The organism is Vibrio sp. 1078-1 (assembly GCF_033340475.1).
The window spans coordinates 825,141-850,398 of sequence record NZ_JAWOWM010000001.1 but is presented as its reverse complement, the minus strand read 5'-3'; the positions used below and the strand labels follow the sequence as shown (position 1 = coordinate 850,398).

Here is a 25,258-nt window from a genome sequence, read left to right as displayed (position 1 = left end):
CTGCCTCCTTATGCCGTTTGCGCTGCGGTTTTGGGTTTGTCTTCTTTCGAAGCAGGAATCTCGACTTTGGATTGCTTCTCGTAAAGGAACTTCAACACCGCTTGTCGACACTTCTGATACTGCGCATCATCCGCCAGTGCTACACGCTCACGAGGGCGAGGTAGATTTACTTCTAACACTTCTCCAATGGTTGCTGCCGGTCCATTAGTCATCATCACGATTTTGTCAGATAGCAGCACCGCTTCATCCACGTCATGGGTAATCATGATGACGGTATTGTTTAGCTCGGCTTGAATCTTCATCAGTGCATCCTGTAAGTGCGCACGAGTCAACGCATCCAGCGCACCAAATGGCTCATCCATCAGCAAAACCTTTGGTTGAAGTGCCAGTGCTCTCGCAATGCCGACTCGCTGCTTCATACCGCCCGAGATTTCATCGGGCTTTTTGTGCGCAGCATGCTGCATTTGAATCAACTCCAAATAGTGGTTCACTTGTTCCTGAATCCACGCTTTGCCCTTTTTGCCGGCAATTTGTTTTACTGCAAGCTCAACGTTTTGATACACGGTTAACCAAGGCAATAATGAATGGTTTTGGAATACCACTGCGCGGTCGGGTCCCGGCCCTGCCACCTCTCGTCCATCGACTATTACGCCGCCGTCTGTTGGCATGTGTAGCCCTGCGACTAAGTTTAATACCGTTGATTTACCGCAGCCAGAGTGACCAATTAGGGATACAAACTCACCTTTATTGATTTGTAAATCGACGTTCTTAAGCGCGATGAACTCGCCATCTGGCGTTGGGAATCGCATCCCTAAACGCGTTAGATCTAATAATGCTTTTTCCATGATCGTTTCCCTTATCTCAACGCTTGTTGTTTATTCCAAGACAGCCACTTTTGAAGTTGCAGCATGCCTCTATCGAGCATCAAACCGATAAAACCAATGGTGATGACTGCCACCATGATGCGCCCCAATGATGCCGAGCTGCCGTTCTGGAATTCATCCCAAACGAACTTGCCTAACCCCGGGTTCTGAGCGAGCATTTCTGCCGCAATCAACACCATCCAAGCGATACCTAAAGAGAGACGTAAACCTGTGAAGATCATTGGAATGGCAGAAGGTAAAACGATAGTGCGAATGTGCTGCCACCACGAAAGTTGGAGCACTTTGCTCACGTTGATTAAGTCTTTATCAACGCTCGTTACACCCACAGCGGTATTAATCAGCGTCGGCCATAAGCTACATAGCGCTACTGTGATCAGAGAGTTAATGAACGACTTAGCAAACATCGGGTCATCACTCACATAAGTGGCACTTACAACCATGGTAACGATGGGTAGCCAAGCTAAAGGTGATACGGGCTTGAGCAGTTGAATGATTGGGTTGAACGCTTGATACAGCCCTTGATTAAGACCAAGCACGATGCCAAGCGGAATCGCGATAATCGTCGCCAGCAGAAAGCCCGCGGTCACAGTCACTAAGCTAGTCACGATTTGGTCGAAGAACGTCGGTTTACCTGTGTAAGGACGAATCTTCACTTCCGCGTCTGGATTCTTCGCTAACTTCGCAGCATTGCGCTTTTCCTGACGCTCGATAAACGCTTGTTCCTTTTCTCGCTCTTGCCAATGGTCATCGACAAGGTTGCTGAACTGCTGAAAAGTTTGCACAGGTCCCGGTAGCGTACCTAATGAAGTTTGCACTTCTCTCGCTGCTAAGTGCCACATTGCCAAAAAGATCAGCAAGCCAATGACGGGCAAAAGCACCAGCCGACTTCGGTTCACTACCTGCTTAGCAGGAAACAGGGAAATGACATTACTAGACATACTCACTCCTAAGAAATTTACATCCTTGTTGCCACAAGCGAATTCCCTCGCCTGTGGCGTTTATCGTTATGGTTAAACCTTGTCTTTTCCTTTAAGCCCGATAGAGAACTTCTCTAGATATTTATTTGGCTCGCGACCGTCATAAACGATGTTGTCGATAAAGTGTGTTTGTGGCGCACGGAAACCATCTTCAGCACTAAAATCTGGGAAGTCTTTTTTGCTCAACACACCATCTTCAATTAGCGCTTGAGCTGCTTGTTTGTAGATATCTGGACGGTAAACCTCTTTCGCCACATCCATGTACCAATCATCGGATTTCTCGCTTGAGATTTGTCCCCAACGGCGCATTTGAGTCAGATACCAAATCGCATCGCTGTAATACGGATACGTGGCGTTATGACGGAAGAAAACGTTGAAGTCTGGCACGTCTCGTTTGTCGCCTTTCTCATATTCAAATGTGCCCGTCATTGAGTTGGCGATAACTTCGGCATCGGCTCCGACGTATTCGCTTTTTGATAGCATCTTCACTGCCTCTTGGCGGTTGGCATTGTCGTTTTCATCTAACCAATGTGCCGCTCGAATCAAGGCTTTCACTACGCGAATGTGCGTGTTTGGATACTTCTCAGCCCAAGCTTTAGAAACACCAAATACTTTCTCTGGGTTGTTCTTCCAGATCTCGTAATCGGTCACGACTGGTGTACCAATGCCCTTGAACACAGCTTGTTGGTTCCATGGTTCGCCAACGCAGTAGCCTTTGATTGTGCCCGCTTCCATTGTGGCTGGCATTTGTGGTGGCGGTGTAACACTCAAAAGAACGTCAGCATCCAACTGGCCACTGTTATCGCCTGATTCTGGTGCGTAAAAGCCTGGATGAATCCCGCCTGCCGCTAACCAATATCGCAACTCATAGTTGTGCGTCGATACCGGGAACACCATGCCCATGTTGAACGGTTTGCCTTTATCCAGATAGCTGTCGACCACAGGCTTCAGTGCATCCGCTTTGATTGGGTGAACAGGTTTGCCATCTGGTTGTTTTGGAATGTATTGCTTCATCTGCTCCCAAGTATCATTGGAAACCGTGATTGCGTTGCCGTTCAAATCCATACTGAACGCGGTAATCACTTCTGCTTTTGTGCCGACACCAATCGTCGCGCCCAATGGCTGACCAGCAAGCATGTGCGCGCCAGCAAGCTCACCGTCGATGACTCGGTCTAAAAGCACCTTCCAGTTTGCTTGCGCTTCTAAAGTGACGTACAAGCCTTCGTCTTCAAAAAAGCCTTTCTCATAAGCAACCGCCAGCGGTGCCATATCGGTTAACTTAATAAAACCAAACTTCAGGTCTTCAATTTCTGGCTCACCCAACTCTGCCTTTACGCTGACCGTGGTGAATACCGATAACGAAATTGCTGACACTTTCAGCATCGAACTCCATTTCATTGGTTTGCTCCCATTAAAAAAGCGCCACTACTCCGAAGAGCAGTAGCGCCGTTGCTAAGTCTACAATTACCGCCGTTGATAATTGAGATAAGCGATTCAACAATAAACCCAATTCTACTAATCCAATTACTGTGCCAACTTATTTTTCACATTAAATACAATAAGTTGGTATATCTTGCCGTTTGTTATTCCCTGTTATTGCTTGCTGATAGTGCAACACGCACCACGTTAGAAAACGCACTCTAACCCCAAAGTGGTAGAGCAACTAATCAAGCACCTCCAAAGTAGTTATCAAATTCTTGGCAACTTGTGCGAGCGTTTGGCTCGATTGCATGGCTGAATTTCTAAGTGCTTTATAAGCCTGTTCTTCATCAACGCTGTGCATCTTCATCAGCAGACCTTTGGCTTTTTCCACCAGCTTGCGCTCTTCAATCTTATGGGTCAGCGATTCAATTTCCGATTGCATACTTTCGAATTTCGCTCTCACTAGTGTCGCATGTTCAATCCAAGGCTGAAGCGCAAACTCACTATCGTGCGGCATGAGCACATAGTCCATTTTTTCTGATAACCGATTGATATCATTAGATGATAACTGCTTTAAGACGATAAGAAGTGGTGCCGATTTTCTGCGGCAGAAATCGACGATCAAACGCAGTTCCGCGGTTGGTTGCTGCCATCCAACCACAACGCTTGCTGACGGTTCTCGTTGCATTAACGTTTCTAGTTGTGCCAATTGGCAACCGATGATGTTGTCGTAATCTTTGCTTAATAAGCCGGACAATCGAGCCTGCTCTTGGAGGCTATCACAACATACTATGATGGGTGTTTTTGACGTTGATTGAGTCATGCACATTCCTTGTTTATATCTCACTCACTAAGAGAGACATAACAAGGAATGTGCCAACTAAAATAGACGCGTTTTAACTAGAGGCGAGATGTTCTTTGAAGAAGCCGAGTGTGCGCTCCCAAGCGAGTGCTGCTTCTTCCGGTGCGTAGCGTGCTGTTGAGTCGTTATGGAAGCCGTGGTTGACGTTCTCATACATTAACGCTTGATACTGTGCGTCGGTTGCGATCAATTGCTGCTCATAAGCAGGCCATGTGTCGTTAACACGCTTATCGAGCCCTGCAAAGTGAATCATCAACGGCCCTTTGACTTGCTTTTGGATCTCTTGCGCAGCTGGTGTTCCATAAAAAGGCACACCTGCATCGAGCTCTTCAGGCATTACCGCTGCAAGCATATTGACAATGTATCCACCGAAGCAGAATCCAACCGCGCCCAATTTACCGTTGCCACCCTCGTATTGTTTGAGGAAGTTAGCGGCTGCAATAAAGTCTTGTTCGATCTTGGCTCTGTCCATCTCTTTCTGCATGGCGCGACCTTCATCGTCGTTCCCCGGATAGCCGCCGAGTGGATAAAGTGCGTCTGGAGCGAAAGCAATAAAGCCATCTTTTGCAAGTCGTCTTGCGACATCTTTGATATAAGGGTTCAGACCTCGGTTTTCATGAATCACCAACACAGTCGGCGATTTTAAAGTCTTCTTCTGTGGCATCACCAAATAGCCGCGACCTTCTCCATGTCCATTTGGAGATGGAAAGGTTTCGTACGTTGCCTTGATGTCAGGATCGTTAAATGAAACTTGTTCTGCGAGTGCGTAATTAGGGGTTAGCGCGTCGACCAGTGCTGTCATGCTAAAGCCAAGCACAGCAAGACCACCCAGCCTATTAAGAAACTCACGGCGCGAGATTTTTCCGTGGGCGTATTCGTCGTACCAATCGAAGGCTTCTTGCGGGATCGGGTGAGAAGCCTTTTCACTAGGAGTGGTATGCTTTAGAACCATTATCCATGTCCTCTGTGTCTTACCATATGGGATTTTCTCATTCTCAAAAGCGCAGCGAGAAACGAACGCGATTGAGGCTAAAACTGCGGTTTCACCACTCTGATACGGAGCAAGGTGGTGAAACACATCATTGGCGAGCTAGGATCTTTTACCTTCTTCAAACAATAGATAATGGATTCAGATTCAACAACTTTGCGTCGTTGGTTTTACATTAATTGACAATAGTGCGTTATTGCTGGCCACAATAGGCTTGCCAGTAGGAGAAGGCGCGTTCGAATGCTTTTTCCCTGTCGTGCATTTGTGCAAACAAGATCACTGTCATCGTAGCGAGAACCGTATTCGCCATTTGGTTCATGTCATCTTCTGACGTCCCAAACGGGCAGTTCGCAGGCATTGGCACCTCAGACAGCATTTGCTCCGTCCAGTAGTGCGATGTCACGCCGCTTGTTTGGCTTAACCATACTGTTTGGCTTACTTTCGGGTTGTATTCTGACTCACCCGATTGTCCTTTGAATGACACAACAGCGTGAGCGGTTTGACCGATCTCGTATTCGACTTCTGCATGAAGTTGTTGGAAACCAGGATGGAAGCTACCACGAATACCAACCGTTGCTTGCCCCGGATTCAATGCTCGAACCACGGTATTAATCGGCGTTCTAAGCCCATAACGATTCTTCCAACCGATCATGGTTTCTGCTTGTGGAGCAAATGCGCTGAGCGGTAGATACACGATGTTTTGTGTTTCTAAGACACGCTTTGCTTCTTCTGCTGATTCCGCTTTCTCGATAGCAAATTTGTCGAGGTAGTCTTCAGCGTGTAAACGACCAGATTGACGGTCGTGATATCCGTGCATCAGCACTTTGTGGCCATTATCGGCAAGGATTTTCGCTGCCAACAGATGCCAAGGCTGACCTGCCGCTTCACGTTTGCCCGCATAGCATGGCCAATCAATATCTGCACCAATAGCAGGCATGCGGGATTGGAATGCTTTCACAAAGCCAGCGATTTCTTGTTGAGTCTCGTTCTGTACGCGGATCAGCATCAATAACATCGCCATCTGATCATCATCGCACTCACCGTTTAGGTATTCATCCATAACTCGAAACGCTTGGTCAAAGTTCAGTGGTTTTCTACCACGTTCGCCACGACCGACTGTTCTAATACACTCCAAAATGCTGCTCATATTCCCTCGTATTCCGTCACTGACTGTACGGTTTCTATTAGTTGTTCGCGCAGTTTGACAACTTCTCCCATCACAATCAATGCTGGGCTCACGCCTTTAAGTGTAATCGATAAATCATTGAGCTGATTGAGTTGTGTAACGTGCACTTGTTGTTGAGGGCTGCAACCATGAGTGATGATCGCGACAGGGAAATCTTCTCTCAAACCAGAGCCTATTAAACCCGTTTGTATTTGCGATGATTTTTCTAACCCCATATAGAAGACTAACGTTTGTCCGCTTTGCATCAGTTGGCTCCACGCTTCAAATGCGCCTGTTACCACTTGCCCCGTCACAAAGGTAACGCTACGAGCAACGCCACGATGAGTCAGCGGAATCAAGCTGTTTGCTGAACATCCAATCGCAGCGGTAATGCCGGGAATGACTTCGTACGCGATTGAGTGTTTGACGAGTGCTAACGCCTCTTCACCTCCACGGCCAAATACAAAAGGATCTCCCCCTTTTAAGCGTACAACTCGCTTTCCTTGTTGAGCGAGCGATACCATCAAGTCACAAATTTCTTCCTGACCAATACTAGGTTGTCCGCATCTTTTGCCCACGTAAATCCAATCGGCTTGTGGCGAAGCCAACTCCAAAATATCTTTGTTAACCAAACGGTCGTACAACAGTACCTCTGCCGACATAATCGCTTTCACAGCCTTTACCGTTAACAAGTCAGGATCGTGCGGCCCTGCTCCGACAATCGAGACAAAACCTTTGTGGTTCGCGTCCAGGTCTAGTGAATGGTCTTCTAAAAGTTGGTTCAGTTTGCTTGCTTGATCATGCTTAGAAAAGCGAGACGAGCGTTCTTGTTTCTGACTCGCTTGTCCTTTCTTAAACCAAGACTTTTGATAAGGCGCTTCCATGTGCTTATCCTCTTTATGACTTACTTTATTTGAATAGCCAAACTTTGCTGGTTCGCTTGCTGTTTGCCCTTTTGATGCTGATGGCTGTCGACCATTTGTTTGATTTGAGAGACGCACGAGCCACAGTTAGTACCGCATTTGAGTTTGTTTTGAAGTTGGGTCACTGACGTGCAGTCTTGTTTCTCCATCGCGTCATGTATTTGTTTATCGGTAACGCGGAAACAACTACAAACCAGTTTGGCACTGCTTTGCGATTGAGTGATGGTAAGCAGTTGCGATAGCTCCATCGGCTTGCCAATCAAGCCGGTAAAGTTGGTGTAGTCGGTTTGAATCGGTTCACTAGACACCACCAAAACAGAGCGAATGATACGCACGTCTCCAACAAGGTCATAGTCCACCGCTAGCCAACCTTGGACAATATCTATCGTAATTCTGCGGCTCTTTTCCGTTCGACAAAAACTCTGCTTCTTTGGTCGCTTATCATGTGCAAAGCGCCAAATGCCCAAATTGCTTTCTGCTTGAAATGCGCTGTAGAGAAATTTACCGGAATCAAACTGTGTACCGATGAACATACCGTAGGTTTTGACCGCGGCGTCTTGCACTTCAACATAAGACGACTTAAATGCAGGCTGCCCTGAAATAGGGTCTTTTGCGCTGTTTACTATCGCATTAACACTGCTTTCACCGCCATATCGACCCGCCCAGTGCATTGACATAAACAGCTCCTGAAAACCCAAACCTTCATCAATGGCAACTTTGGCATAAATACCGGTGTTTGAAGCAGGCTGAAACAGCTTGGTGAGCTGTCCTGCTTTTAAGCGATTTTGAGTGGCAGAGAGCGTGTTCATGTACACGGTTGGTTCTAACTCTGAGGCGGCAAGGTGGGCGATATGCCCTGTGCGCGTCATGGTATGCCATTGGTCACGTTGCCTGCCCGTATTGAGCCACCAGCCTTTTGTTCTTTCTAAGCGCGTTGGAGATTCACTGGTCACGACAAAACGCGCTTTTCCATCTGGGTGTGAATAGACGCCATCAGCAAAAGGGCGCTCTCCTCCCCATTGTGTCGGCACCCACTCTTCGTATTCTTGCTCGGTTAAGTTGGCGTATTGAGAAAGATCTAGCTTCAATGGCGAATCTGCATTCATGCCTGTCATCGCGGCATATTCCCTGAATACCGCCCGCTCAGAAGTAAACGCAAAGCCATTTTGTGTCTTTTCCAATGCACACAGAGCTTGCCCAACTTGGCTTATCGCCCACCAATCTGATTTTGCTTCACCGGGAGGCGTTTGAAACTGGCGCTGCCTTGAAAGTCGACGCTCAGAATTGGTCACCATGCCTTGCTTCTCCCCCCAGCCAGCGGCGGGTAGCAATAGGTCCGCGTAATGCGCTACATCCGAATCCGCTGTGATATCGGAAACAATCACAAACGGACAAATCTCTAGTGCACGTTTTACCAATTGGTTATCTGGCAAAGAGACAACAGGATTGGTTGCCATGATCCAGAGAACTTTAATCTCACCACGTTCTACCGCCTCAAACAGTTCAACGGCTTTTAAACCGGGCTGAGTGGCAATTTCTGGTGAATCCCAAAACGCCTGCACTTGCTTTATAGACTTTGCGTCAAAAGCACGATGAACCGCTAACTGGTTTGCCAATCCACCGACTTCTCGCCCACCCATCGCATTGGGCTGACCTGTAATAGAAAACGGCCCACAACCTGACTTGGCAATTTTACCCGTCGCCAAGTGTGCATTAATGATTGCATTGCCTTTGTCGACGCCATTTTCGGCTTGGTTTACCCCTTGGCAAAACAACGTAATTGCGGTTGGGCTTTGCGCAAACCATTGGAAGAATGTCGTGAGTTTTTCTTCTGAAATGCCAATGGAAGACGTCAAATTAGTGACATCGTAACGCAAATCAGAAACTTCTTCTCTAAGTGCATTAAATCCGTCGGTATAAGAATTTATGTATTCAGAATCAATCAATTGTTGTTCAATAAGAAACTTGAGCAGCCCATTGAAGAGTGACACATCACCATCGTTTTTAATCGGTAGATGCAAATCCGCTTGCTGTGCGGTGACCGTTTCACGCGGGTCAATGACCACCAGCTTGAGGTTAGGATTGTTTTCTCTCGCTTGTTGAATACGTCGGAATAAAACAGGGTGCGTCCAAGCGGTATTAGCACCGCAAATGATCAATAGCTCAGTCTTATCAATATCGTCGTAATTGACGGGAACGACATCTTCACCAAATGCTCGTACATGAGCCGCAACCGCCGAAGACATACACAAACGCGAGTTCGTATCGATGTTTGCGCTGCCAACATAGCCTTTCATGAGTTTGTTGGCGACGTAATAGTCTTCCGTTAACAACTGCCCTGACACGTACATCGCGATGGAATCCGGTCCAAACTCCGCTTTCGCTTGATGAATCTTTTCAGCAATCAGATCCGTGGCTTGTTGCCATTGCACCTCTTGCCCTTGAGGTCGTTGCTTGGTGACAAGCTTTGGATACAACAAGCGCGAAGGCATATTCAAGCTCTCTGCCAGCGCGACACCCTTCACGCACAGTGATCCCGCATTTGCAGGATGACACACATCCCCAACGATTCCTTTCGTATTGACCTCGACACCACATCCAACACCACAATAGGGACAAGTGGTTTTTTTGCATCCTTGCGACATAACACCTCCAGTGCGATTCAGCCCAACTTACTAGCAAAAAAAAGCCTCTCCCGAATCGAGAGAGGCAGCAATGCCTTTAACGCTGTTAGTACATTTTCAAAAAGTAATACCCTATACCGCTCTCGCCTGCTATTAAGAGCGGCGCATCGAGTTATCGATGAACGTTTATGTAAAGCAAGTGAGGTGCCAAGATTAAAAACCCTTACCATACAAAGGGTTAGCTTAAAACCAATTATAGCAACGTAATGCTACGCACTGATTGTGTGCAAATTTCGGTCATTATCGTGCAGTATTACTTTACTAATTCCATAACTAACCTGGATTCTTCGTCACCAAAATAATGCGCTTCTTCTTCTAACGTTTTAAAGCCAAGGGAGAGGTATAAAGACAATGCAGGTTGGTTCTTAGGATCGACAGTCAATTTCACGCTTGAGCCTAACGTCAACGACGCAATAACGTTTTCTAGGAGGGAACGCGCAATACCTTTACCTCTATGTTGAATATCGACGGCCAATGACATGATCCAATATTGATGTGCATTTGTGCTAGTCGTTAGCAATATATACCCTGCGACCTGCTCTCCTTCTTTTGCTACCAGTAAACTCTCTCCCCAACAATCAAAAGCTTGCCGAAAGAAAAATTGAGGATAGGCGTGTTCTCCAAATAAAGTATTTTCGAGCTTATATATGGCAAATAAGTCCTCTTTTTGCGCAGACAAGATGTCCATTCAATGACTCCTTCTTTAACATGAATGGCAGCAGTATACCTAAATCTCATCTAAATGACGGGACACAAACATCTCAATTAAGTGCTTAAGAAATGTAATATTCTTCCTGAAAATTAGGCCTAACTCACTTAGAACATACATCCGTGATTAAGTTTTAACCGCAAAATCAAAAACCACACAAGATGAAAATTTCAATACATATAACCATTAAATGCATTACATTTAAGAACTTTATTCTGGTTTATTGAAAAATTCATAGTTGGATAATTTACAACCACCCCAAATTCACAGCATTATTCACCAAGCTTCGCGTGTGATAATAAACACTAAAACCTTTACCATTTTCAGCATTATTATTTTTATAAAAGCGAGTTTTAAAGTGAAAGAATCTCGAAATGCCTTAAATCCTAGTGAAATAAACACAACCACAGCTTGGTCAAAACATGATACACATTGGGTTCTTAGCCTATTTGGAACAGCCGTTGGCGCAGGCATCCTGTTTCTGCCAATTAACCTTGGGATTGGTGGTTTTTGGCCTTTAGTCGCGATGGCAGTACTTGCTTTTCCAATGACCTATCTTGCGCACCGTGGCTTAGCTCGTTTTGTACTATCTTCTAAGATCAAAAACGCAGACTTCACTGATGTAGTGGAAGAGCACTTCGGCGCAAAAGCAGGTCGTTCTATTTCACTGCTGTATTTTCTTTCGATCTTCCCGATCCTGTTGATATATGGGGTTGGAATAACAAACACAGTAGATAGCTTCATGGTAAATCAGGCTGATATGGCTTCTTTACCTAGACCTTTGCTTTCTGGCGTACTAGTGTTTGCACTAATTGCTATTATGATGGCGGGTGAAAAAGTAATGCTACGGGCCTTTGCCATCATGGTGTTCCCACTTGTTGCCATTCTTGCCTTTCTATCATTTTACTTAATACCGAACTGGACCATGCCTGTCATGGATGTGCCAGAAGCGTCAGCTTTTGCTAGCACTATGTGGTTAGCAGTTCCTGTAGTGATTTTCTCGTTTAGTCACGCAGCTGCAATTTCAAGCTTTGCAAATGTACAACGTCGCCATTACGGTAAGCAGGCAGATGCCAAATCCGAAGTTATTCTTCGTCGCACTAGCATTATGCTGATTGCCTTTGTTCTTATTTTTGTATTTTCCTGTGTACTAACACTGTCACCTGAACAATTGGCTCAAGCAAAAGAACAAAACGTATCCGTATTGTCTTACTTAGCGAACGCAACCGATAATCCATTTATTGCAACACTTGGTCCTTTAGTAGCGTTTGTTGCTATCACTTCATCTTTCCTTGGGCATTTTTTAGGTGCGCGTGAAAGCTTAAATGGTTTAATTAACAAGCATTTTAACCTATCTGAGAAGCGTGTTGATCGTATCAGCGTGGCAGCACTGTTCTTCTCAATCTGGGCGGCCGCGATCATGAACCCAAGTATTCTTGGTATGATGGAAGCATTGTCAGGGCCTGTTATTGCAATGATCTTATTTATTATGCCAATGTTAGCGGTGTATAAAATCGAGGCGATGAAACAATATCGAGGAAATGTCTCTACTTACTTTGTTCTAGCAGCAGGCATTGTGGCGGTAAGTGCATTGATTTTTAGCTTCTTCAGCTAATAACTAAAGACTAGCTTGGATTTTCAGGGGAATACCTTACACAAGGTTAAGGTGATTCCCTGAATTTTCTTACTCTTTAAAAGGTAATCATCGTTACCCTTGACTCTTAAATAAGAGCGAAAACACCCGCAATCATAAGTACTGAAGCGATGCAGGTACGGCCGATAATGCCGAAGTGCGAAGGTTGAATCATTTCATTATGCATAGTTAATCTCCTATTTATTATAAAAGCCATTTTTTATTGGCTTAATAACACTATGTCTAATATCCAGTTTTTTAACAACCCATACAAACATTAAATATTTATGACAGAAACGTAATTTTTTACACTTCGCCCTGATTTTGAGCGATGAATCCGCGGTTTAAATCATTAGATTGAGTCCACCGAATATGCTCGCCTACCTGTCATCGTTACCTTATCTATACCATCGCCTAATCATTGCATAAGTTTTCAATAGATTTTGTTTTATAAATCATAATATTATAGAGATCCTTCTCGTATCTCACTCCCAAAACACTTTGCCACTGGGAATCCATCCGCACTTAACCTACAAGAAATGGTAGACTTAACTGGTATTCGGTTAAGAGATCACATTTTATTAATACGCTCATGCACTTCTCAATTAAAAAACTGGCTTGCGCACTTTGTACTGCACTTGGACTTTTCTTGCATCCCACCAACGTACTGGCGAGTACCGAAAAGCAAGCTTATCTGGAAGAACACATTTCAGCAGAAAGCAAGCCCATGTTAAAACTCTACTTTCGCTCGATGGGTAAGCCGCGATCAATTCAAAAAGATGAGTTAAATGCGCCACAGAATGCATCAGCGGAGTCTCTTGCTCTGTATTACTTTGCACGAAAGTACCTTAAGCGTTACGAAGGAGTTCCATTACCGAAAGATATGCCCGATTTAATCGAATTCGGTAAAAAGCACCATTTGGAATGGGTCGTCGCTGAAGCACAGCTCAATAAGGCTGTAACAATGATTGAGCAAGACGATAACTGGAACGCAGAATTGTTACTCCATGACGTTGTTTCTACAGCCCGTGATCTTGGTTATCTAGCATTAGAAGGCCGTGCTTACCGCTGGTTAGGCAATCTAGAAGTATCTCGAAATCAACTACGCAGTGGCCTAAAATATTATCGCAATGCCTATGAGTTATTAGAAAAAACAGTGTTTGAAATACAAGTCGCGATGACACTGAACAACATTGGGACGGTCTACATCGACGCATCAGATTGGGCTCGGGCCAACAGTTACCTAACGCAAGCCCTCGACACTTACCTAGAGAGCGAATATCAATACGATAATAGCTTTTTTATGAGTGTTATCTACGCAAACCTTAGCATCGTTCACTCGAGCCTCGGAGATAACAAAAAAGCGGAATATTATTTCAATGAAGCCATTCGACTTTCAATGCAAACGGGGTCGGACACAGTCAAGCACCACTCTTTATCCAGCTTTTCACAAATGTTGAGCTCGGTAGGAAAAATTGATGATGCATTAATGGTCGCACAACGTTGCGTAGACCTGCCCATTCCAAAAAATCTAGAAATGCTAAAAACGTCTTGTTACGAGGCATTTGCAGAGGCTTACCTCGCAAACAAACAATACGATAAAGCTATTACAACAGCACTTAACATTCTAGAACAAACTAAATCAACCAGTGAATTAGAGCTGCGTCAGCGTATTGATATGCTTTCGGTACTGGTAAACGCTCATCAAATTCTTAATGACTATGAAGCGGCTTTTCATTATTTAACCCAATTAAGAGAGCTAGAGGCTGAGTTTTCTCATCATATTCATGGTGAAGAGATGATTAACATTAAGTTTGACCTCGAAGCTAAGTTAGCCCAGAAAGAACTCAAATTGCTAGAAACAAAAAATGCGCTACAAGCCTCTGAACTGCGTTCACAGCGCTATCGAGAAATGTTCTACTTTATCGCTATTGCGGCAATTGGAGTCGTTGGTTTTCGTTACGTACTGCGCGTTAGACGTATTAATAAAGCACTCACTCAAGAAAATACTACCGATCCATTAACTCAACTGCATAACCGTCGCTATCTTCACATTTGGTTGGACAAAATGGCTCGTAGAAGCCCAGATAGAACATTTGCCTTAGCCGTTTTAGATGTCGATCATTTTAAAACCTTTAATGATCAATATGGACACGATATTGGCGATAAAATGCTGACTCATATTGCCACGCTATTTAATGAATCCACTCGCTCTGGTGACCTACTCATTCGTTGGGGTGGAGAAGAGTTTGTCCTATTATTCGAAGTACAGCGAGTTGAAGATTGCGCTAAGTTTTTGGAGCGATTGAGATATACTGTTGAAAACACACCATTGGTGGTTGACTCTAAACCATTAAGCGCGACAATTTCCCTTGGAGCAGTGGACAAACTGTCGGCACAAACAATTAAACAAGAATGGGATCAGTGGTTTTTCTTGGCAGACCAAGCTTTGTATGATGCGAAGCAAGCTGGCAGAAACCAGTTCATCATTCACCCTACATCATAAAAAAGCACACATGAAAAAAAATCTAATCATTATTACTTTTGCGCCTCTATTTCTTATGGCGTGCAGTAATCAGCAAGCATCTCAACTGGGAATGCGCAGCAGCAGTGTCAACGTATATGCCCAGCAAATGAGTAACACTCAACTATGTGAAACTCTCTACTACAACCGTGCAACTAACCAAACCAAAGTGGCGATTGGTGCTGAGTTCAATCGACGTGGATTAAACAAAAAGTGGTGTGATAAAGAATTCGATAAGTTGTACATTAAAAAGTGGATTGATAACGTGCTGCCTAAGGAAAAAGCCAAACCTAAGAAACCAATGGCAACTATTCAACCCGCTTCAACTAAATAACTCCTCTCTTGAAGCAGACGGTACACTCGTATTTTCTGCTTTTCACTTTTCATGCATGTTCGATACGACATATAAAAACCTCATAGTTTCAGTAAATTAACAAAGACTTATGTTGTCCATCGAACTTTTAATGTAAACAAGTTGTAAATGGTTTTCGTCCTTATTCTTTGTCGTTAGCTTTGTTTGTTCCTGTTAGCGGAATATGAAACAGGAACTAAAAAATTCCAAACAAAGACATGAGGTCAAAAATGGAAATACGCATTAATCGCCTATTTGCCGCTATGTTGGCAGTAGGCATTGCACCTGCCGTCTCGGCGTTTGATCCACTCTATTCTGAACAATGGCACTTAGACAACACGGGGCAAACTGCGTTTGCGGCTAATCCTGCTGTTGCTGGGAACGACTTAAACACTAAGCTCACTCAGGCAATGGGGATTGCAGGTGTTGGTGTGAAAGTTGCCGTCATTGATTCTGGAGTGCAGATCGATCACCCCGACCTTGCAGGTAATATAGTTATAGGTAGCAGAAACTTCGTCGAAGACTCTTCATTCCCACTAAGTTATCCGGTTGATACTAATGGTCATGGCACTGCTGTAGCCGGTTTGATTAGCGCCGTCGGCAACAACGGTGAAGGCGGACGCGGTGTCGCTTCTCACTCTTCCCTCATTGGTTTTAACTGGTTAGCCAACCAGACATTAGAAGGTTGGTTAATCTCCCATGGCATGGACCCAGCAACACGTGATGTTCGCGTATTTAACCAAAGTTACGGTTTCAGCCCTATAAACCCGATTACTTTTGATGAAAGCGACCCTCAACTAAAACTTGAAATGGACGTGATGAAAAACGTCAGCGAGAGTAACGCCTGGGGTCGAGGTGCTGTATTTGTAAAGTCAGCAGGTAATGGTTACCGCTATTTCAATGCAGGGCGATTCTTCGTATTGCCAAGTAACTTCTTTGCTGGTGGAGACAATCAAGGCTTACCGATGCACAACTCTGCTCAGTCTTATGATAACGCCAATTACTTCAATTTAGTCACTAGTGCACTACGAGCGGATGGTACGCGAGCGAGTTACTCATCGGTGGGTTCGAACGTGTGGGTTGCAGCACCAGCAGGTGAATATGGGCAAGATTTCCCTGCTATGGTCACCACTGATTTAATGGGTTGTGAAGAAGGGCAAAATACCAGTGAAGGCCTTGGCATTAATGGGTTACACGGCGGAACGGAGCTCGATCCGAACTGTAACTATACCAGTACGATGAACGGAACCTCATCGGCTGCGCCAAACACATCGGGTGCCATCGCGGCAATCATGTCAACCAACCACGCACTTTCTGCTCGTGATGTACGTGCTTTACTAGCGGAGACAGCAAAAGTAACGGATAAAGCGCATCCAGGCGTACAGCTTGAATTTACTAACCATAAAGGTGAACAGGTTAGCTACGAGGCAATTGCCCCTTGGCAGAAAAACGCAGCAGGCGTAGATTTCCATACTTTTTATGGCTTCGGCGCTGTAGATTTAGATGAAGCGATGCAACGTGCTCGCATGACGAATCGTGTTTTACCAGCTCAAGTCATTACGCCATGGGTTAATAACGCTACAGAAGTAAGTGTACCCGATGCAAGTCTAGTTGGTGGTTCTTCAAGTATCGCCATTGCCGATGAGCTGACAGTAGAATCCGTTCAAGTGACATTGACATTGGACCACGCTCGTCTGCCCGACTTAGCTATTGAGCTCATTTCGCCATCAGGGACTCGTTCCGTTTTGCAAACACCGCGCAATGGTCTTGTTGGTCAATCTCTTGATCCAACGATTACAGGCTACAAAGATCAATTAATGTTGTCTAACCAATTTTATGGCGAAGATGCAAAAGGCGAATGGACGTTGCGAGCAATAGATACGAACGGCGATGAAGTCTATTCTTACATTGCATATTTCAACTCTTCCACCATCTATGACGTTCCGATGGCAAACAACGCTCAACCCGGTGTTATTAAGAACTGGTCGATGCGCATATTTGGACACTAAGGAGTCAATAACATGAAATACAAATCATTTTCTATGCTGGCTCTCGTTATCATGACGTCGAGTGTATACGCAGAGCAACAGCTCTCTCAACAACCTGCACCAGAACTGTTTGTGCCATCAGAAGCGGTTGAGATTAATGGCCAAGACTATCGAAAAGTGCAAACTGGCACTGTTAGAACCCTATCTGAAGACGTAAAACTTCAAGCGGGTGATGAGGTGTTTAAGAATGCGTTTAGTAACGTATCCAAAGCCACTGGACTGGTTTACATCACCGTAAACAATCCTAACGAAGCGAAAGCAGTCGCCAAAGAGTTAAAATTAGAAGTTATCTTCGCAGAGGGGGAATCAGCGGTGTTAAAAGCATCTCAAGATCAAGATCTGCTAAGTATTAGCGACTACCTAAACGCAGACAGCCGGGTAAAAGCGTCTAAAATTGAACTAAACAGCGGTAAATACCGTGCACAATAATTCTCTAACAAGAGAAGTTGGCCTGTAAAACCATGCCTCAGCGATTGCTGAGGCATTTTTATGGGTAGGAACAGATACGCTATTATTCTTTAGTAACATTTCGCATAACTAGTATGATACCTAAACACCCTACTCGCCTGCGCCTGTCATTTCTTAAACAAAATAATTTCCGTTCTTAGCTCTTCTTCCGTGGTTTCCTTCGGGCTATTCAGATAGCGTTCGATTCCTAAAGGACTGGTTTTGACTTTCATACCACTCTGACGAACCAAGTTCATCGCTAACGCCCATGCATTTCCCAAAAACTGATATTCACCTCGGTGTTCAACGACAAATGTTTCACTCTCAGGAATGGTACCGGTAACCGCCCCTTGAGGCGCTGGTACTGAGTTATGAAGAGGAAAGCAAGTGATAAACTCGAATGTTCCTTTCTGCATATCCATCGACTCGTAATAACAAAACAATTCACCATTCACGGATAGGGTTTCGTCACTAATTAACTGTTCTAGTTGCTGAACATGCTTCTCAATTACCGAACCTAATTCCTGCAAGCTAGCCACACCCTTGACCCCAATATAATGAATTTGAGGCAACGTTCGGTTACCAATTTCGACTAAGTCTGAATGCACTCTTCCGGTTTCAAGCTTACTTTTAAGCATGCGTAACCCACGTTGATAATCCATCTCTATCATCGACTTAAACATACTTTTCAGAAAGAACAGGTACCAAGGGACGCGAGATTGCATTTGCCATTCGACTAAACAGCCATTTTGTGACGGCGTCACGATTAGAGTCACCTTTCCATGGCTCTTGATTGGGCGAAAGAAATGCAGCTCCATATCTAATCGATGCTCTTGAGTACTTTCCAGTACAATCGCGCCAGTCCCAATACGCTGACCATTCCATTGATAACCAGCTCCAACGTGGCCCTGATTATCACTGAATGTCAGCTCGCAGCTTGGTTCAAGAATGATCCATGGTGACCAGCTGGGCCAGTTATTGAAGTTCTTGAGATAGCCAATAATTTCACTTTGATTCTTATTAATTTCAATACTTCGGCTGACCTGATAAGAGAGCATAACGGTTCCTCGAGTTTCCGCTTCACTAACTTCAGTCTAATTCAAATTCCAGTTTTTTCTTGTTTGACTGCGGGTTAGATGCGTATGACAAGAAAAATCCAGAGCGTTAATTCTCACTTGAATCAATACGCGCAAAGCTAAGAGCAGAACTCCACTTTTGCACTAAATCGAACACCATCATCGTCCAGTACTAACGCCCATCCCATCCGTTCACATATTCGTTGTACGATAACAAGCCCACAACCATAACCAGCGTTGTACGTCTCGTTGCCATCGTGACGATTTAGGATCTTAAGCGCATGACCTTTCAACTCAATTTCAATATCTCCCACACTATAGCTAAAGGCGTTTTTAATCAGATTGTTGATAACAATGGCCACAAAACTCTCTGGTGCCTTCACTACACCACTATGTTGTTCGTGCAAAGCGTAATTCGAATCTTGCTTGGCAAATAAAGGCGCTAGCTCTTCCAACTGTTTTTGTAAACAAGTGAGAAGCTGATGCTCTCCGTAATGCTGAGGCTCTATTTTCTCTTTACCAAGTAAGAGAAACGCTTCTGTCAGTACACGCATCTCGTCACAAGCTGACTGCATCCTCGTGATGGCTTTTTGCGCAATTCGAGGTTGATCAGGAATACGCGTCAGAATGTCTGTTGAGCCTTTTATCACCATAATTGGCGTTCTCAACTCATGTGATGCAAAACGACTAAATTCTTGTTCTCGTTTGAAATAGCCCGCGATATCGTTCTTATTATCCAGCAAAGTCTGCTCTATCTGGCGTGTTTCGCTGAACTTAGTTTCAACTTGGAAAGCGGGTTGATCCGGTGACATTTGGCTAATTTTGTCTTCAATTTGCGCTAATGGCCGAGACAATATTCGAACCATGTAAATGCCATACCCAACCATGACAAATGAAAACAAACCACCGAGCAGCAGCGTAAACTGATGCAGCGAGCTTTCGTATTCGTCCAAGTAATCATCTGAGTCATCTTGAAATACAATGTACATAAGCCCCTTCCCTGAGGGATGGTTCAATACAACAAAGTGTTTGTCTTCTTCACCAAGCAGGTATTCGTAAAAACCAGGTGAAGTAAAAGAGAGCAACCAATCCGGTGTCGGTGCTTCACTCCAATATGAGTTGAATTCCAATACGTTTGGCAATGGCGCATCCCAGCCCTGTTTCTCGAAATTCTCACTATAAAGCGCAGCTTCAGTATCTAGCCAGTGATGTAAACTCAGCACTTCCAGTTTGTTTTCTGCCACATAAATCAGCGACCAAAAAAGAGTAAACATCACAAACGTCATGACCCCAAAACCCCAACGGATCTTGCGATAAATGCTTGGATATTCGTTATGCTTTAAGTCGGTAACCTTGTCCATGAATAGTCTCTAATCGTGATTCTTCAAAACCTTTGTCTAACGCGGTTCTTAAACCGTAAATATGGCTACGAAGTGCATCACTTCCAGGTGGTTCGTCTCCCCACACACTATCGATCACTTCTGCGCGCGAGACCGCTGCTGGCGCACGTTGGAGGAGCAATTTTAAAATTTTAGCTTGAATTCGACTCAGCTTAATTTCTTTGTCTTTTCTCGTTACTTTTCCTGTACGTGCATCTAAACAAATATCTGCAAATTTGAGCGTTCCGATATCTTGTCTTGGACCACGATTAGCCAAAGCATGAACACGCAAACTGAGCTCTTCCATCGCAAATGGCTTCATTAAATAATCATCTCCCCCCGCTTTAAAAGCCGCGATTTTGTCATCTAGCGTATCTTTTGCCGTTAGGAAGAGAATTGGCGTTCCACATAACTTATCTTGTCGAAGCTTCTGTACCGTACTGATGCCATCGAGCTTCGGCATCATGATATCCATGATGATTACATCGTAATGATTTTCCTCGATTAACTTAATCGCAGCCTCTCCATGAAACGCACAATCGATAATCATGCCTTCGAGCTCAAGATAGTCTGCAATCGTCTCCGAGACGTTATGGTTGTCATCTACAATTAAAATTTTCATAAAATCAAATTTCTTCACGATCTCTTCACGATATGCCCAATAAGATACAGGCAATTTCCTAAACTCGCTCGTAAATTGAGGCTAATACAATGAAAAAACTCGCTCTTATTTCTGTAGTAGGTTTGGCATTGTCTGGTTGTGGTGGTTCAGGTGGTGGCACCAATAGCGATAGCACACAAACTCAACCAGCAGTGAAACCAAGTGTAGCGATTGGCTCTGTTGAAGCGGTCAACGCTGAAGAAAGCACGTTAACCGTCAATGGACATACGTATCGTGTGTCTGAGGTGGTTTATGACGACACACAAGTGCAATTGGCCGATGTAAAACCCAAAATGGTGGTTCGCGTGGGTTCAGATATTCGGCAAGCTTCGGGCAATGGCGTCCGAGTCACACTTGAACCAACCATTACTGGACGTGTGACAGCGATTGATCATGTGAAGAAAAAATTCACGGTAAACGGCATAGAGCTGCAGTTTGACGGTTTAAGTGATGATATAGAGATCAACGACTGGGTGATGGTGTCATCCTTACCGACTGCGGATGCGGGCTATCGAGTGTTGTCTGTGGTCGAAATCGACGTAGATAACGATTACCCAGCCCTTGGAAGCTACTACGAACTGGAAGGTCACATTACTAGTACCGATGAAAATGCTGGCACGTTTGAGCTTGGTACAAATATAACCGTATCTTACGACAACATTAGCCAACTTAGCATCGGCCAATGGGTAGAAGTAGAAGGTGAAATGCAAAACGGCATCTTCATGGCAAATGAGGTAGAAGTTGAAGACTACGACGATCTAAAAAATGACAGCGATGTGGAAGGTATCGTGACTTGGGTTGCCAAGGATTATAGTGAGTTCTCTCTAAACTACCGAGGAGCCTTCTTCATTGATAACGCAACACGCTTTGAGGATGGTAGCAAAGCTAATCTAGAACAAGGTCAAGAAGTAGAAGTGACCTCTGTGATGAAAAATGGCAAACGCACCGCTACCGTCATCGAATTTGAGCGGTCGGAGTTTGACAATGACAACCAATGGCGAGGTAAAGAGTTTGAATGTGAAGGCTATGTATCAAACTACGATGCTGATTCAAGAGCATTTAAAATCGAGCATTGTGAGAATGATGCTGATCAAGTACTAAGTAACACCACCGTTGTGATTGATGCGCAAACACGCTTCCAAGGCATTGAAGAACTTAACCTAAATGGTGCTCGTGTCGAAGTCGAAGGTGTGATCATTAACGACCAAAATATTGCCCGTGAAGTGGAGTTAGACGTTTACGACAACTAATCCCTTCTACGCTTAAGAAAAAGTGTCACTTCGGTGGCACTTTTTCTTTTCACCTTACTTTGCTTCCCAAGCTCAAACCAACAAATTCTCAGTCAAAGCCTTTTCTCTCCGTTACACTTTACCTATGTTTCACAACATTGGTGACGACTATGAAAAAACGCAACCTCATTTTGTTAATCTTGTTTTTTGGTTCAGCCACGAGCTTAGCTAGCGTTATGGATCCTGACTGCGATGCAGAAAAGGCAGCTAAAGCCGCTGCGACAAAAGCCGTGGTTGGTGTTGGGGGTCGCTGTACGCCTAAAGAGGCACTGAAAGATACCGCAGTTGATGCAGGAAAAGACAAATTGCCAGATGAAGGGATGGCGGGTAAAGCTGTTGATGCAATGACACCGGAAAAAGAGAAGAAAACGATGAAAGACGTAACCAAAAAGCTCAATAAAGATTGATACGCTTTCTTGTAGTTAACTTTAATAGCGAAACTCCCCCCTCCCAAAAAAAGAGCGCCGATTGACGCTCTTTCCGAACTCTAATAGATAACCAATTATGCGGTCTCTGCTTCACCTATCCAATGATAATGGTGGTTGGCTTTTTTCCCCACTAAACCGAGCTCTGTCAATTCTTCAAATACCTTGTCTACCTCTTCCGCAGACAGCCTAAACTGTTTAGCAACGGCTTTTTTGGTGCACGTAATTTGATGCGTTTTAAGTGCATCGCTAACTTGCTCTAACAAGGTTTTCGGTTCCTTTGGTTCTTCTGGCTCCGGCGCAGCTGGTATTTCTTGCTCTTCTTCCTCTTTTATATGAGGAAGATAACCCGCAGGCGCTGGGTCTATATCGCGAACTGTTTTCAATATCATGCCCTCATTTCTGCGATAGAAATATCGGAACCGTTGCTCTTCACCAATCAAGCCAACAAAAAATGCAGCAAAGAAGTCCAAAAGAATCGAAAGAAATACAACCAAGCCAAGCTGAGCTTGCTGAGAGGTGGTACCAAATGCGTTGGCTAGGCTATCAATCAAACCAATCACTGAGCCTTGCGTAACCGGCGGTAAACTATCACGCTCCATAGCCAAGCGTTGCTGCTCTTCACGTAAGGTTTTGTTTTGATCCTGAATGCGAGTTACACCAGTCGCGATACGCTCCATCTCGATGTATTTCTGCGCTGCCATATTGTTGAGCTCAATCTGCTTATCGATTGCCGCAATCTGACGATTAAACGCTTCCACTTTCGCCTGCTCTACCGAAATATGACTTTGTGCACTATTGGTTGCACTATTAATCCCACCAATACTACCGCCAATGGAAATCGCAGCTAAAACTAAATAAAACACGAGAGCGGTTGCTGCTCCTGTGTAGTTGCGATGGGCTCGGCGCTCACCGTATTCATACCAAGCGTAAAATTTACCCGCTTCAAAAATGATCGCTAAACCACCAAATAAGGTTTGCATCATCGGGTTTTCGTCGATAGACAAAAATAGCAATAGAGAAAAAATAGTCGATGCTAAAATCGCAGCACCGGTGAATGCATATACACTCACCATGGCAAATCGACCTTTAGGGTATCGATATCCAATCTGTTGTTCGTATTTCATTTGAGAAATTTCTTAAGATTAATCGCCCCTCCGACTAAGTAGGACGGACGTTTCTGGCATGTACAAAGGAGCGCAGAATACCGTATCCTTTATTAAATTACTGTCATAATTCCGTTAATGGAAAACAAGTGAAGATTCGGTGTGCATTTTGAATCGATATCAGCCAAATCTAGCACGTAAAAACACCACCACGACACCCACTAACCGAAGCTTCAGTGACATATAAGAGAGATTAATTCGGTATCTTCAGAAGCGACTAAGCAAGACTGACAAGTTGAATTGGAGGTTGTGAATGTCAGCCGAATCAAGACATTAAAGCGTTAAAAATAGGCAATAAAACAAATAATGCACACTTGCATCACCTTTTAGTAAACTGATAATTACATTGTTTGGTTAATTTGTTAGTATCCCGCGCCGAAGAAGATAAGCACTCAATTGTATGGAAAACACTCTAATACAGCACAAACACCATCGCTTGCACGCTATTGCGGTTATTATCGCGGTGTTGTTTCAGTTGTATTTAGCATCCACAGCCGCTCTTAACCCTACACAAGTTCACAGCACAACTTGGCTCAACAAAGTCCAAAGTGAAAAGGTTTTACTGTGTACCGCAGATGGTTTCAAATGGGTGGATATCAATACGTTGATTGAGGCTAACGCTCAATCTTCTTCTAAGCTCATCCAAGATCTTAACTTACACGACGGCTTCCAGTTTGAATGCCCGCTTCTTCAAGCTGTTCAATTCTTTCTTTTAGTTGCGATTGGGCTTTACCTGACAACGATCCATTGGCTGCGCCGAGTAAAGTATGCACTGACGACTTATCACTTTTCAAAATGCGATAAGCTCGTTTACAAACACATCGCGCCTAAGCACTCTCCGCCGAGTGTTTTTCCTGCCTAACAGGCATCTAATCATTAACAACTTTATCCAAAAATAACGATGACTCTGTTTGTTGTCCATTCAGAGAAGCTATTCATTCAAAAGGAAAAACACATGCTTAAATCATTAAAAACCGCCGCTATCGCGCTTATTGCTGTCATCGCTAGCCCACTGAGTTTAGCGCACGATTATGAAGCAGGAAAAATTCATATCGACCATCCATGGAGCCGCGAAGCGCCACCAAACGCACCTGTTATCGGTGGTTTTTTTCAATTAACCAACCACGGTGACAGTGAAGATACATTGATCGCAGCAGAAAGCCCAATCGCAGGACATGTCGAAATTCACACGCATAAGAAAGAAGATGGTGTGATGAAAATGATTAAGATTGACGAAGTGCGCGTTCCAGCCAATGAGTCTGTGTTGTTTAAACCAGGCAGCTTCCATTTAATGATTTTCAATCCAACACAAGCGCTCAAAGAAGGCGACCGCTTCCCTATGACGTTAACATTCAAAAACGCGGGTAAAGTGGAAGTAGAAATGGCGGTTGAGAAACAAGGCCACATGGAAAAACACATGCATCATTAATGACGCAAACAAAAGTGCCCGCTGATTTAGCGGGCATTTTTATCTCAGCTTAGTCAAAATCATTATCCAATAGGTCCTAACTCGATCTTCAGAACAATGGTGATAAATAACGCTTGGCGAAACGGGGTCATATATCATAACAGCGTGCTCGGGCAAGAGATTCTAAATCACGCTCGTTCCTCACTGTTCAGAATGACGTTAAAAGATTTAAGAAT

At 44.3% G+C, this 25,258-nt stretch carries 22 protein-coding genes; 9 read left to right on the top strand and 13 right to left on the bottom strand.

Going from position 1 to position 25,258, the window contains the following annotated elements; all coding sequences use genetic code 11:
• Positions 1–8: 8 nt before the first annotated feature.
• The 9 genes from R7190_RS03750 to R7190_RS03710 all read right to left on the bottom strand — a co-directional run bounded on the left by R7190_RS03750 (position 9) and on the right by R7190_RS03710 (position 10,593).
• On the bottom strand, positions 9–845 hold the full coding sequence (locus R7190_RS03750) for an ABC transporter ATP-binding protein (protein WP_005450080.1): 837 nt from the start codon (positions 843–845) through the stop codon (positions 9–11).
• Positions 846–856: 11 nt separating this feature from the next.
• Positions 857–1,822 (bottom strand): ABC transporter permease, encoded by a 966-nt coding sequence (locus tag R7190_RS03745; protein WP_053303689.1) that lies wholly within the window; start codon positions 1,820–1,822, stop codon positions 857–859.
• A gap of 72 nt (positions 1,823–1,894) precedes the next feature.
• Positions 1,895–3,259 carry a CmpA/NrtA family ABC transporter substrate-binding protein gene (locus tag R7190_RS03740; RefSeq protein WP_130545592.1) on the bottom strand — a complete coding sequence of 455 codons (1,365 nt, stop codon included), beginning with the start codon at positions 3,257–3,259 and terminating at the stop codon, positions 1,895–1,897.
• Positions 3,260–3,524: 265 nt separating this feature from the next.
• On the bottom strand, positions 3,525–4,106 hold the full coding sequence (locus R7190_RS03735; RefSeq protein WP_012842515.1) for an ANTAR domain-containing response regulator: 582 nt from the start codon (positions 4,104–4,106) through the stop codon (positions 3,525–3,527).
• Between the two features lie 73 nt (positions 4,107–4,179).
• Positions 4,180–5,097 carry a dienelactone hydrolase family protein gene (locus R7190_RS03730; RefSeq protein WP_009704599.1) on the bottom strand — a complete coding sequence of 306 codons (918 nt, stop codon included), beginning with the start codon at positions 5,095–5,097 and terminating at the stop codon, positions 4,180–4,182.
• Positions 5,098–5,326: 229 nt separating this feature from the next.
• Entirely contained in the window at positions 5,327–6,280 is a 954-nt protein-coding gene (locus R7190_RS03725; protein ID WP_130545591.1) for a glycosyl transferase family protein, read from the bottom strand.
• A complete protein-coding gene (cobA, locus tag R7190_RS03720) occupies positions 6,277–7,182 on the bottom strand; it encodes a uroporphyrinogen-III C-methyltransferase (RefSeq protein ID WP_017634211.1) in 906 nt (301 codons plus the stop codon). The genes R7190_RS03725 and cobA overlap by 4 nt, the downstream gene beginning before the upstream one ends.
• A gap of 20 nt (positions 7,183–7,202) precedes the next feature.
• The gene (locus R7190_RS03715; RefSeq protein ID WP_186585250.1) at positions 7,203–9,866 is read right to left on the bottom strand and encodes a nitrate reductase; all 2,664 of its coding nucleotides are present in this window, start codon (positions 9,864–9,866) and stop codon (positions 7,203–7,205) included.
• Positions 9,867–10,158: 292 nt separating this feature from the next.
• Entirely contained in the window at positions 10,159–10,593 is a 435-nt protein-coding gene (locus R7190_RS03710) for a GNAT family N-acetyltransferase (RefSeq protein ID WP_017634213.1), read from the bottom strand.
• A 379-nt stretch (positions 10,594–10,972) separates the two neighbouring features.
• Between R7190_RS03710 and R7190_RS03705 the strand changes: the two genes are divergently transcribed.
• From R7190_RS03705 to R7190_RS03685, 5 genes are all read left to right on the top strand, one after another.
• Positions 10,973–12,229, top strand: coding sequence for an aromatic amino acid transport family protein (locus R7190_RS03705; protein WP_017820237.1), 1,257 nt, complete (start codon positions 10,973–10,975; stop codon positions 12,227–12,229).
• A gap of 610 nt (positions 12,230–12,839) precedes the next feature.
• Complete coding sequence (locus R7190_RS03700; protein ID WP_186585249.1) at positions 12,840–14,753, top strand: tetratricopeptide repeat-containing diguanylate cyclase; 1,914 nt, start codon at positions 12,840–12,842, stop codon at positions 14,751–14,753.
• Between the two features lie 10 nt (positions 14,754–14,763).
• Positions 14,764–15,105: a hypothetical protein gene (locus tag R7190_RS03695; RefSeq protein WP_186585248.1), complete on the top strand. Its 342-nt coding sequence runs from the start codon at positions 14,764–14,766 to the stop codon at positions 15,103–15,105.
• Positions 15,106–15,353: 248 nt separating this feature from the next.
• Positions 15,354–17,132 carry a S8 family peptidase gene (locus R7190_RS03690; RefSeq protein WP_186585247.1) on the top strand — a complete coding sequence of 593 codons (1,779 nt, stop codon included), beginning with the start codon at positions 15,354–15,356 and terminating at the stop codon, positions 17,130–17,132.
• Between the two features lie 12 nt (positions 17,133–17,144).
• Positions 17,145–17,600, top strand: a complete 456-nt coding sequence (locus tag R7190_RS03685; protein ID WP_025767689.1) for a hypothetical protein — start codon at positions 17,145–17,147, stop codon at positions 17,598–17,600.
• A gap of 146 nt (positions 17,601–17,746) precedes the next feature.
• Here R7190_RS03685 and R7190_RS03680 read toward each other — a convergent pair whose 3' ends face one another.
• The 3 genes from R7190_RS03680 to R7190_RS03670 all read right to left on the bottom strand — a co-directional run bounded on the left by R7190_RS03680 (position 17,747) and on the right by R7190_RS03670 (position 20,695).
• On the bottom strand, positions 17,747–18,676 hold the full coding sequence (locus tag R7190_RS03680) for an SRPBCC family protein (RefSeq protein WP_186585246.1): 930 nt from the start codon (positions 18,674–18,676) through the stop codon (positions 17,747–17,749).
• A 137-nt stretch (positions 18,677–18,813) separates the two neighbouring features.
• Positions 18,814–20,055 carry a sensor histidine kinase gene (locus tag R7190_RS03675; protein WP_186585245.1) on the bottom strand — a complete coding sequence of 414 codons (1,242 nt, stop codon included), beginning with the start codon at positions 20,053–20,055 and terminating at the stop codon, positions 18,814–18,816.
• Entirely contained in the window at positions 20,027–20,695 is a 669-nt protein-coding gene (locus R7190_RS03670; RefSeq protein WP_186585244.1) for a response regulator transcription factor, read from the bottom strand. Before R7190_RS03670 ends, R7190_RS03675 begins: the two co-directional genes overlap by 29 nt.
• 89 nt (positions 20,696–20,784) lie before the next feature.
• On the opposite strand from R7190_RS03670, the gene R7190_RS03665 reads away from it, so the two are divergent.
• Both R7190_RS03665 and R7190_RS03660 read left to right on the top strand, forming a co-directional pair.
• The gene (locus tag R7190_RS03665; protein WP_186585242.1) at positions 20,785–21,984 is read left to right on the top strand and encodes a DUF5666 domain-containing protein; all 1,200 of its coding nucleotides are present in this window, start codon (positions 20,785–20,787) and stop codon (positions 21,982–21,984) included.
• 149 nt (positions 21,985–22,133) lie between these two features.
• Positions 22,134–22,430: a hypothetical protein gene (locus R7190_RS03660; RefSeq protein ID WP_053307751.1), complete on the top strand. Its 297-nt coding sequence runs from the start codon at positions 22,134–22,136 to the stop codon at positions 22,428–22,430.
• Between the two features lie 95 nt (positions 22,431–22,525).
• Here the strand turns inward: R7190_RS03660 and R7190_RS03655 are convergent, their stop codons facing one another.
• Positions 22,526–23,575 carry a Preprotein translocase subunit SecY gene (locus R7190_RS03655; protein WP_171345427.1) on the bottom strand — a complete coding sequence of 350 codons (1,050 nt, stop codon included), beginning with the start codon at positions 23,573–23,575 and terminating at the stop codon, positions 22,526–22,528.
• 439 nt (positions 23,576–24,014) lie between these two features.
• On the opposite strand from R7190_RS03655, the gene R7190_RS03650 reads away from it, so the two are divergent.
• Both R7190_RS03650 and R7190_RS03645 read left to right on the top strand, forming a co-directional pair.
• On the top strand, positions 24,015–24,476 hold the full coding sequence (locus tag R7190_RS03650; RefSeq protein ID WP_005388493.1) for a hypothetical protein: 462 nt from the start codon (positions 24,015–24,017) through the stop codon (positions 24,474–24,476).
• A gap of 93 nt (positions 24,477–24,569) precedes the next feature.
• A complete protein-coding gene (locus R7190_RS03645; RefSeq protein WP_186585240.1) occupies positions 24,570–25,043 on the top strand; it encodes a copper chaperone PCu(A)C in 474 nt (157 codons plus the stop codon).
• Positions 25,044–25,258 lie beyond the last annotated feature (215 nt).

Excerpts from the sequence above, each read along its gene's own strand:
- R7190_RS03740 (WP_130545592.1), bottom strand. The coding sequence starts at position 3,259 with ATGAAATGGAGTTCGATGCTGAAAGTGTCAGCAATTTCGTTATCGGTA.
- cobA (WP_017634211.1), bottom strand. The coding sequence starts at position 7,182 with ATGGAAGCGCCTTATCAAAAGTCTTGGTTTAAGAAAGGACAAGCGAGT.
- R7190_RS03710 (WP_017634213.1), bottom strand. The coding sequence starts at position 10,593 with ATGGACATCTTGTCTGCGCAAAAAGAGGACTTATTTGCCATATATAAG.
- R7190_RS03725 (WP_130545591.1), bottom strand. The coding sequence starts at position 6,280 with ATGAGCAGCATTTTGGAGTGTATTAGAACAGTCGGTCGTGGCGAACGT.
- R7190_RS03645 (WP_186585240.1), top strand. The coding sequence starts at position 24,570 with ATGCTTAAATCATTAAAAACCGCCGCTATCGCGCTTATTGCTGTCATC.
- R7190_RS03665 (WP_186585242.1), top strand. The coding sequence starts at position 20,785 with ATGAAAAAACTCGCTCTTATTTCTGTAGTAGGTTTGGCATTGTCTGGT.
- R7190_RS03655 (WP_171345427.1), bottom strand. The coding sequence starts at position 23,575 with ATGAAATACGAACAACAGATTGGATATCGATACCCTAAAGGTCGATTT.
- R7190_RS03745 (WP_053303689.1), bottom strand. The coding sequence starts at position 1,822 with ATGTCTAGTAATGTCATTTCCCTGTTTCCTGCTAAGCAGGTAGTGAAC.
- R7190_RS03750 (WP_005450080.1), bottom strand. The coding sequence starts at position 845 with ATGGAAAAAGCATTATTAGATCTAACGCGTTTAGGGATGCGATTCCCA.
- R7190_RS03685 (WP_025767689.1), top strand. The coding sequence starts at position 17,145 with ATGAAATACAAATCATTTTCTATGCTGGCTCTCGTTATCATGACGTCG.
- R7190_RS03735 (WP_012842515.1), bottom strand. The coding sequence starts at position 4,106 with ATGACTCAATCAACGTCAAAAACACCCATCATAGTATGTTGTGATAGC.
- R7190_RS03670 (WP_186585244.1), bottom strand. The coding sequence starts at position 20,695 with ATGAAAATTTTAATTGTAGATGACAACCATAACGTCTCGGAGACGATT.
- R7190_RS03675 (WP_186585245.1), bottom strand. The coding sequence starts at position 20,055 with ATGGACAAGGTTACCGACTTAAAGCATAACGAATATCCAAGCATTTAT.
- R7190_RS03650 (WP_005388493.1), top strand. The coding sequence starts at position 24,015 with ATGGAAAACACTCTAATACAGCACAAACACCATCGCTTGCACGCTATT.
- R7190_RS03700 (WP_186585249.1), top strand. The coding sequence starts at position 12,840 with ATGCACTTCTCAATTAAAAAACTGGCTTGCGCACTTTGTACTGCACTT.
- R7190_RS03695 (WP_186585248.1), top strand. The coding sequence starts at position 14,764 with ATGAAAAAAAATCTAATCATTATTACTTTTGCGCCTCTATTTCTTATG.
- R7190_RS03680 (WP_186585246.1), bottom strand. The coding sequence starts at position 18,676 with ATGCTCTCTTATCAGGTCAGCCGAAGTATTGAAATTAATAAGAATCAA.
- R7190_RS03715 (WP_186585250.1), bottom strand. The coding sequence starts at position 9,866 with ATGTCGCAAGGATGCAAAAAAACCACTTGTCCCTATTGTGGTGTTGGA.
- R7190_RS03730 (WP_009704599.1), bottom strand. The coding sequence starts at position 5,097 with ATGGTTCTAAAGCATACCACTCCTAGTGAAAAGGCTTCTCACCCGATC.
- R7190_RS03690 (WP_186585247.1), top strand. The coding sequence starts at position 15,354 with ATGGAAATACGCATTAATCGCCTATTTGCCGCTATGTTGGCAGTAGGC.
- R7190_RS03660 (WP_053307751.1), top strand. The coding sequence starts at position 22,134 with ATGAAAAAACGCAACCTCATTTTGTTAATCTTGTTTTTTGGTTCAGCC.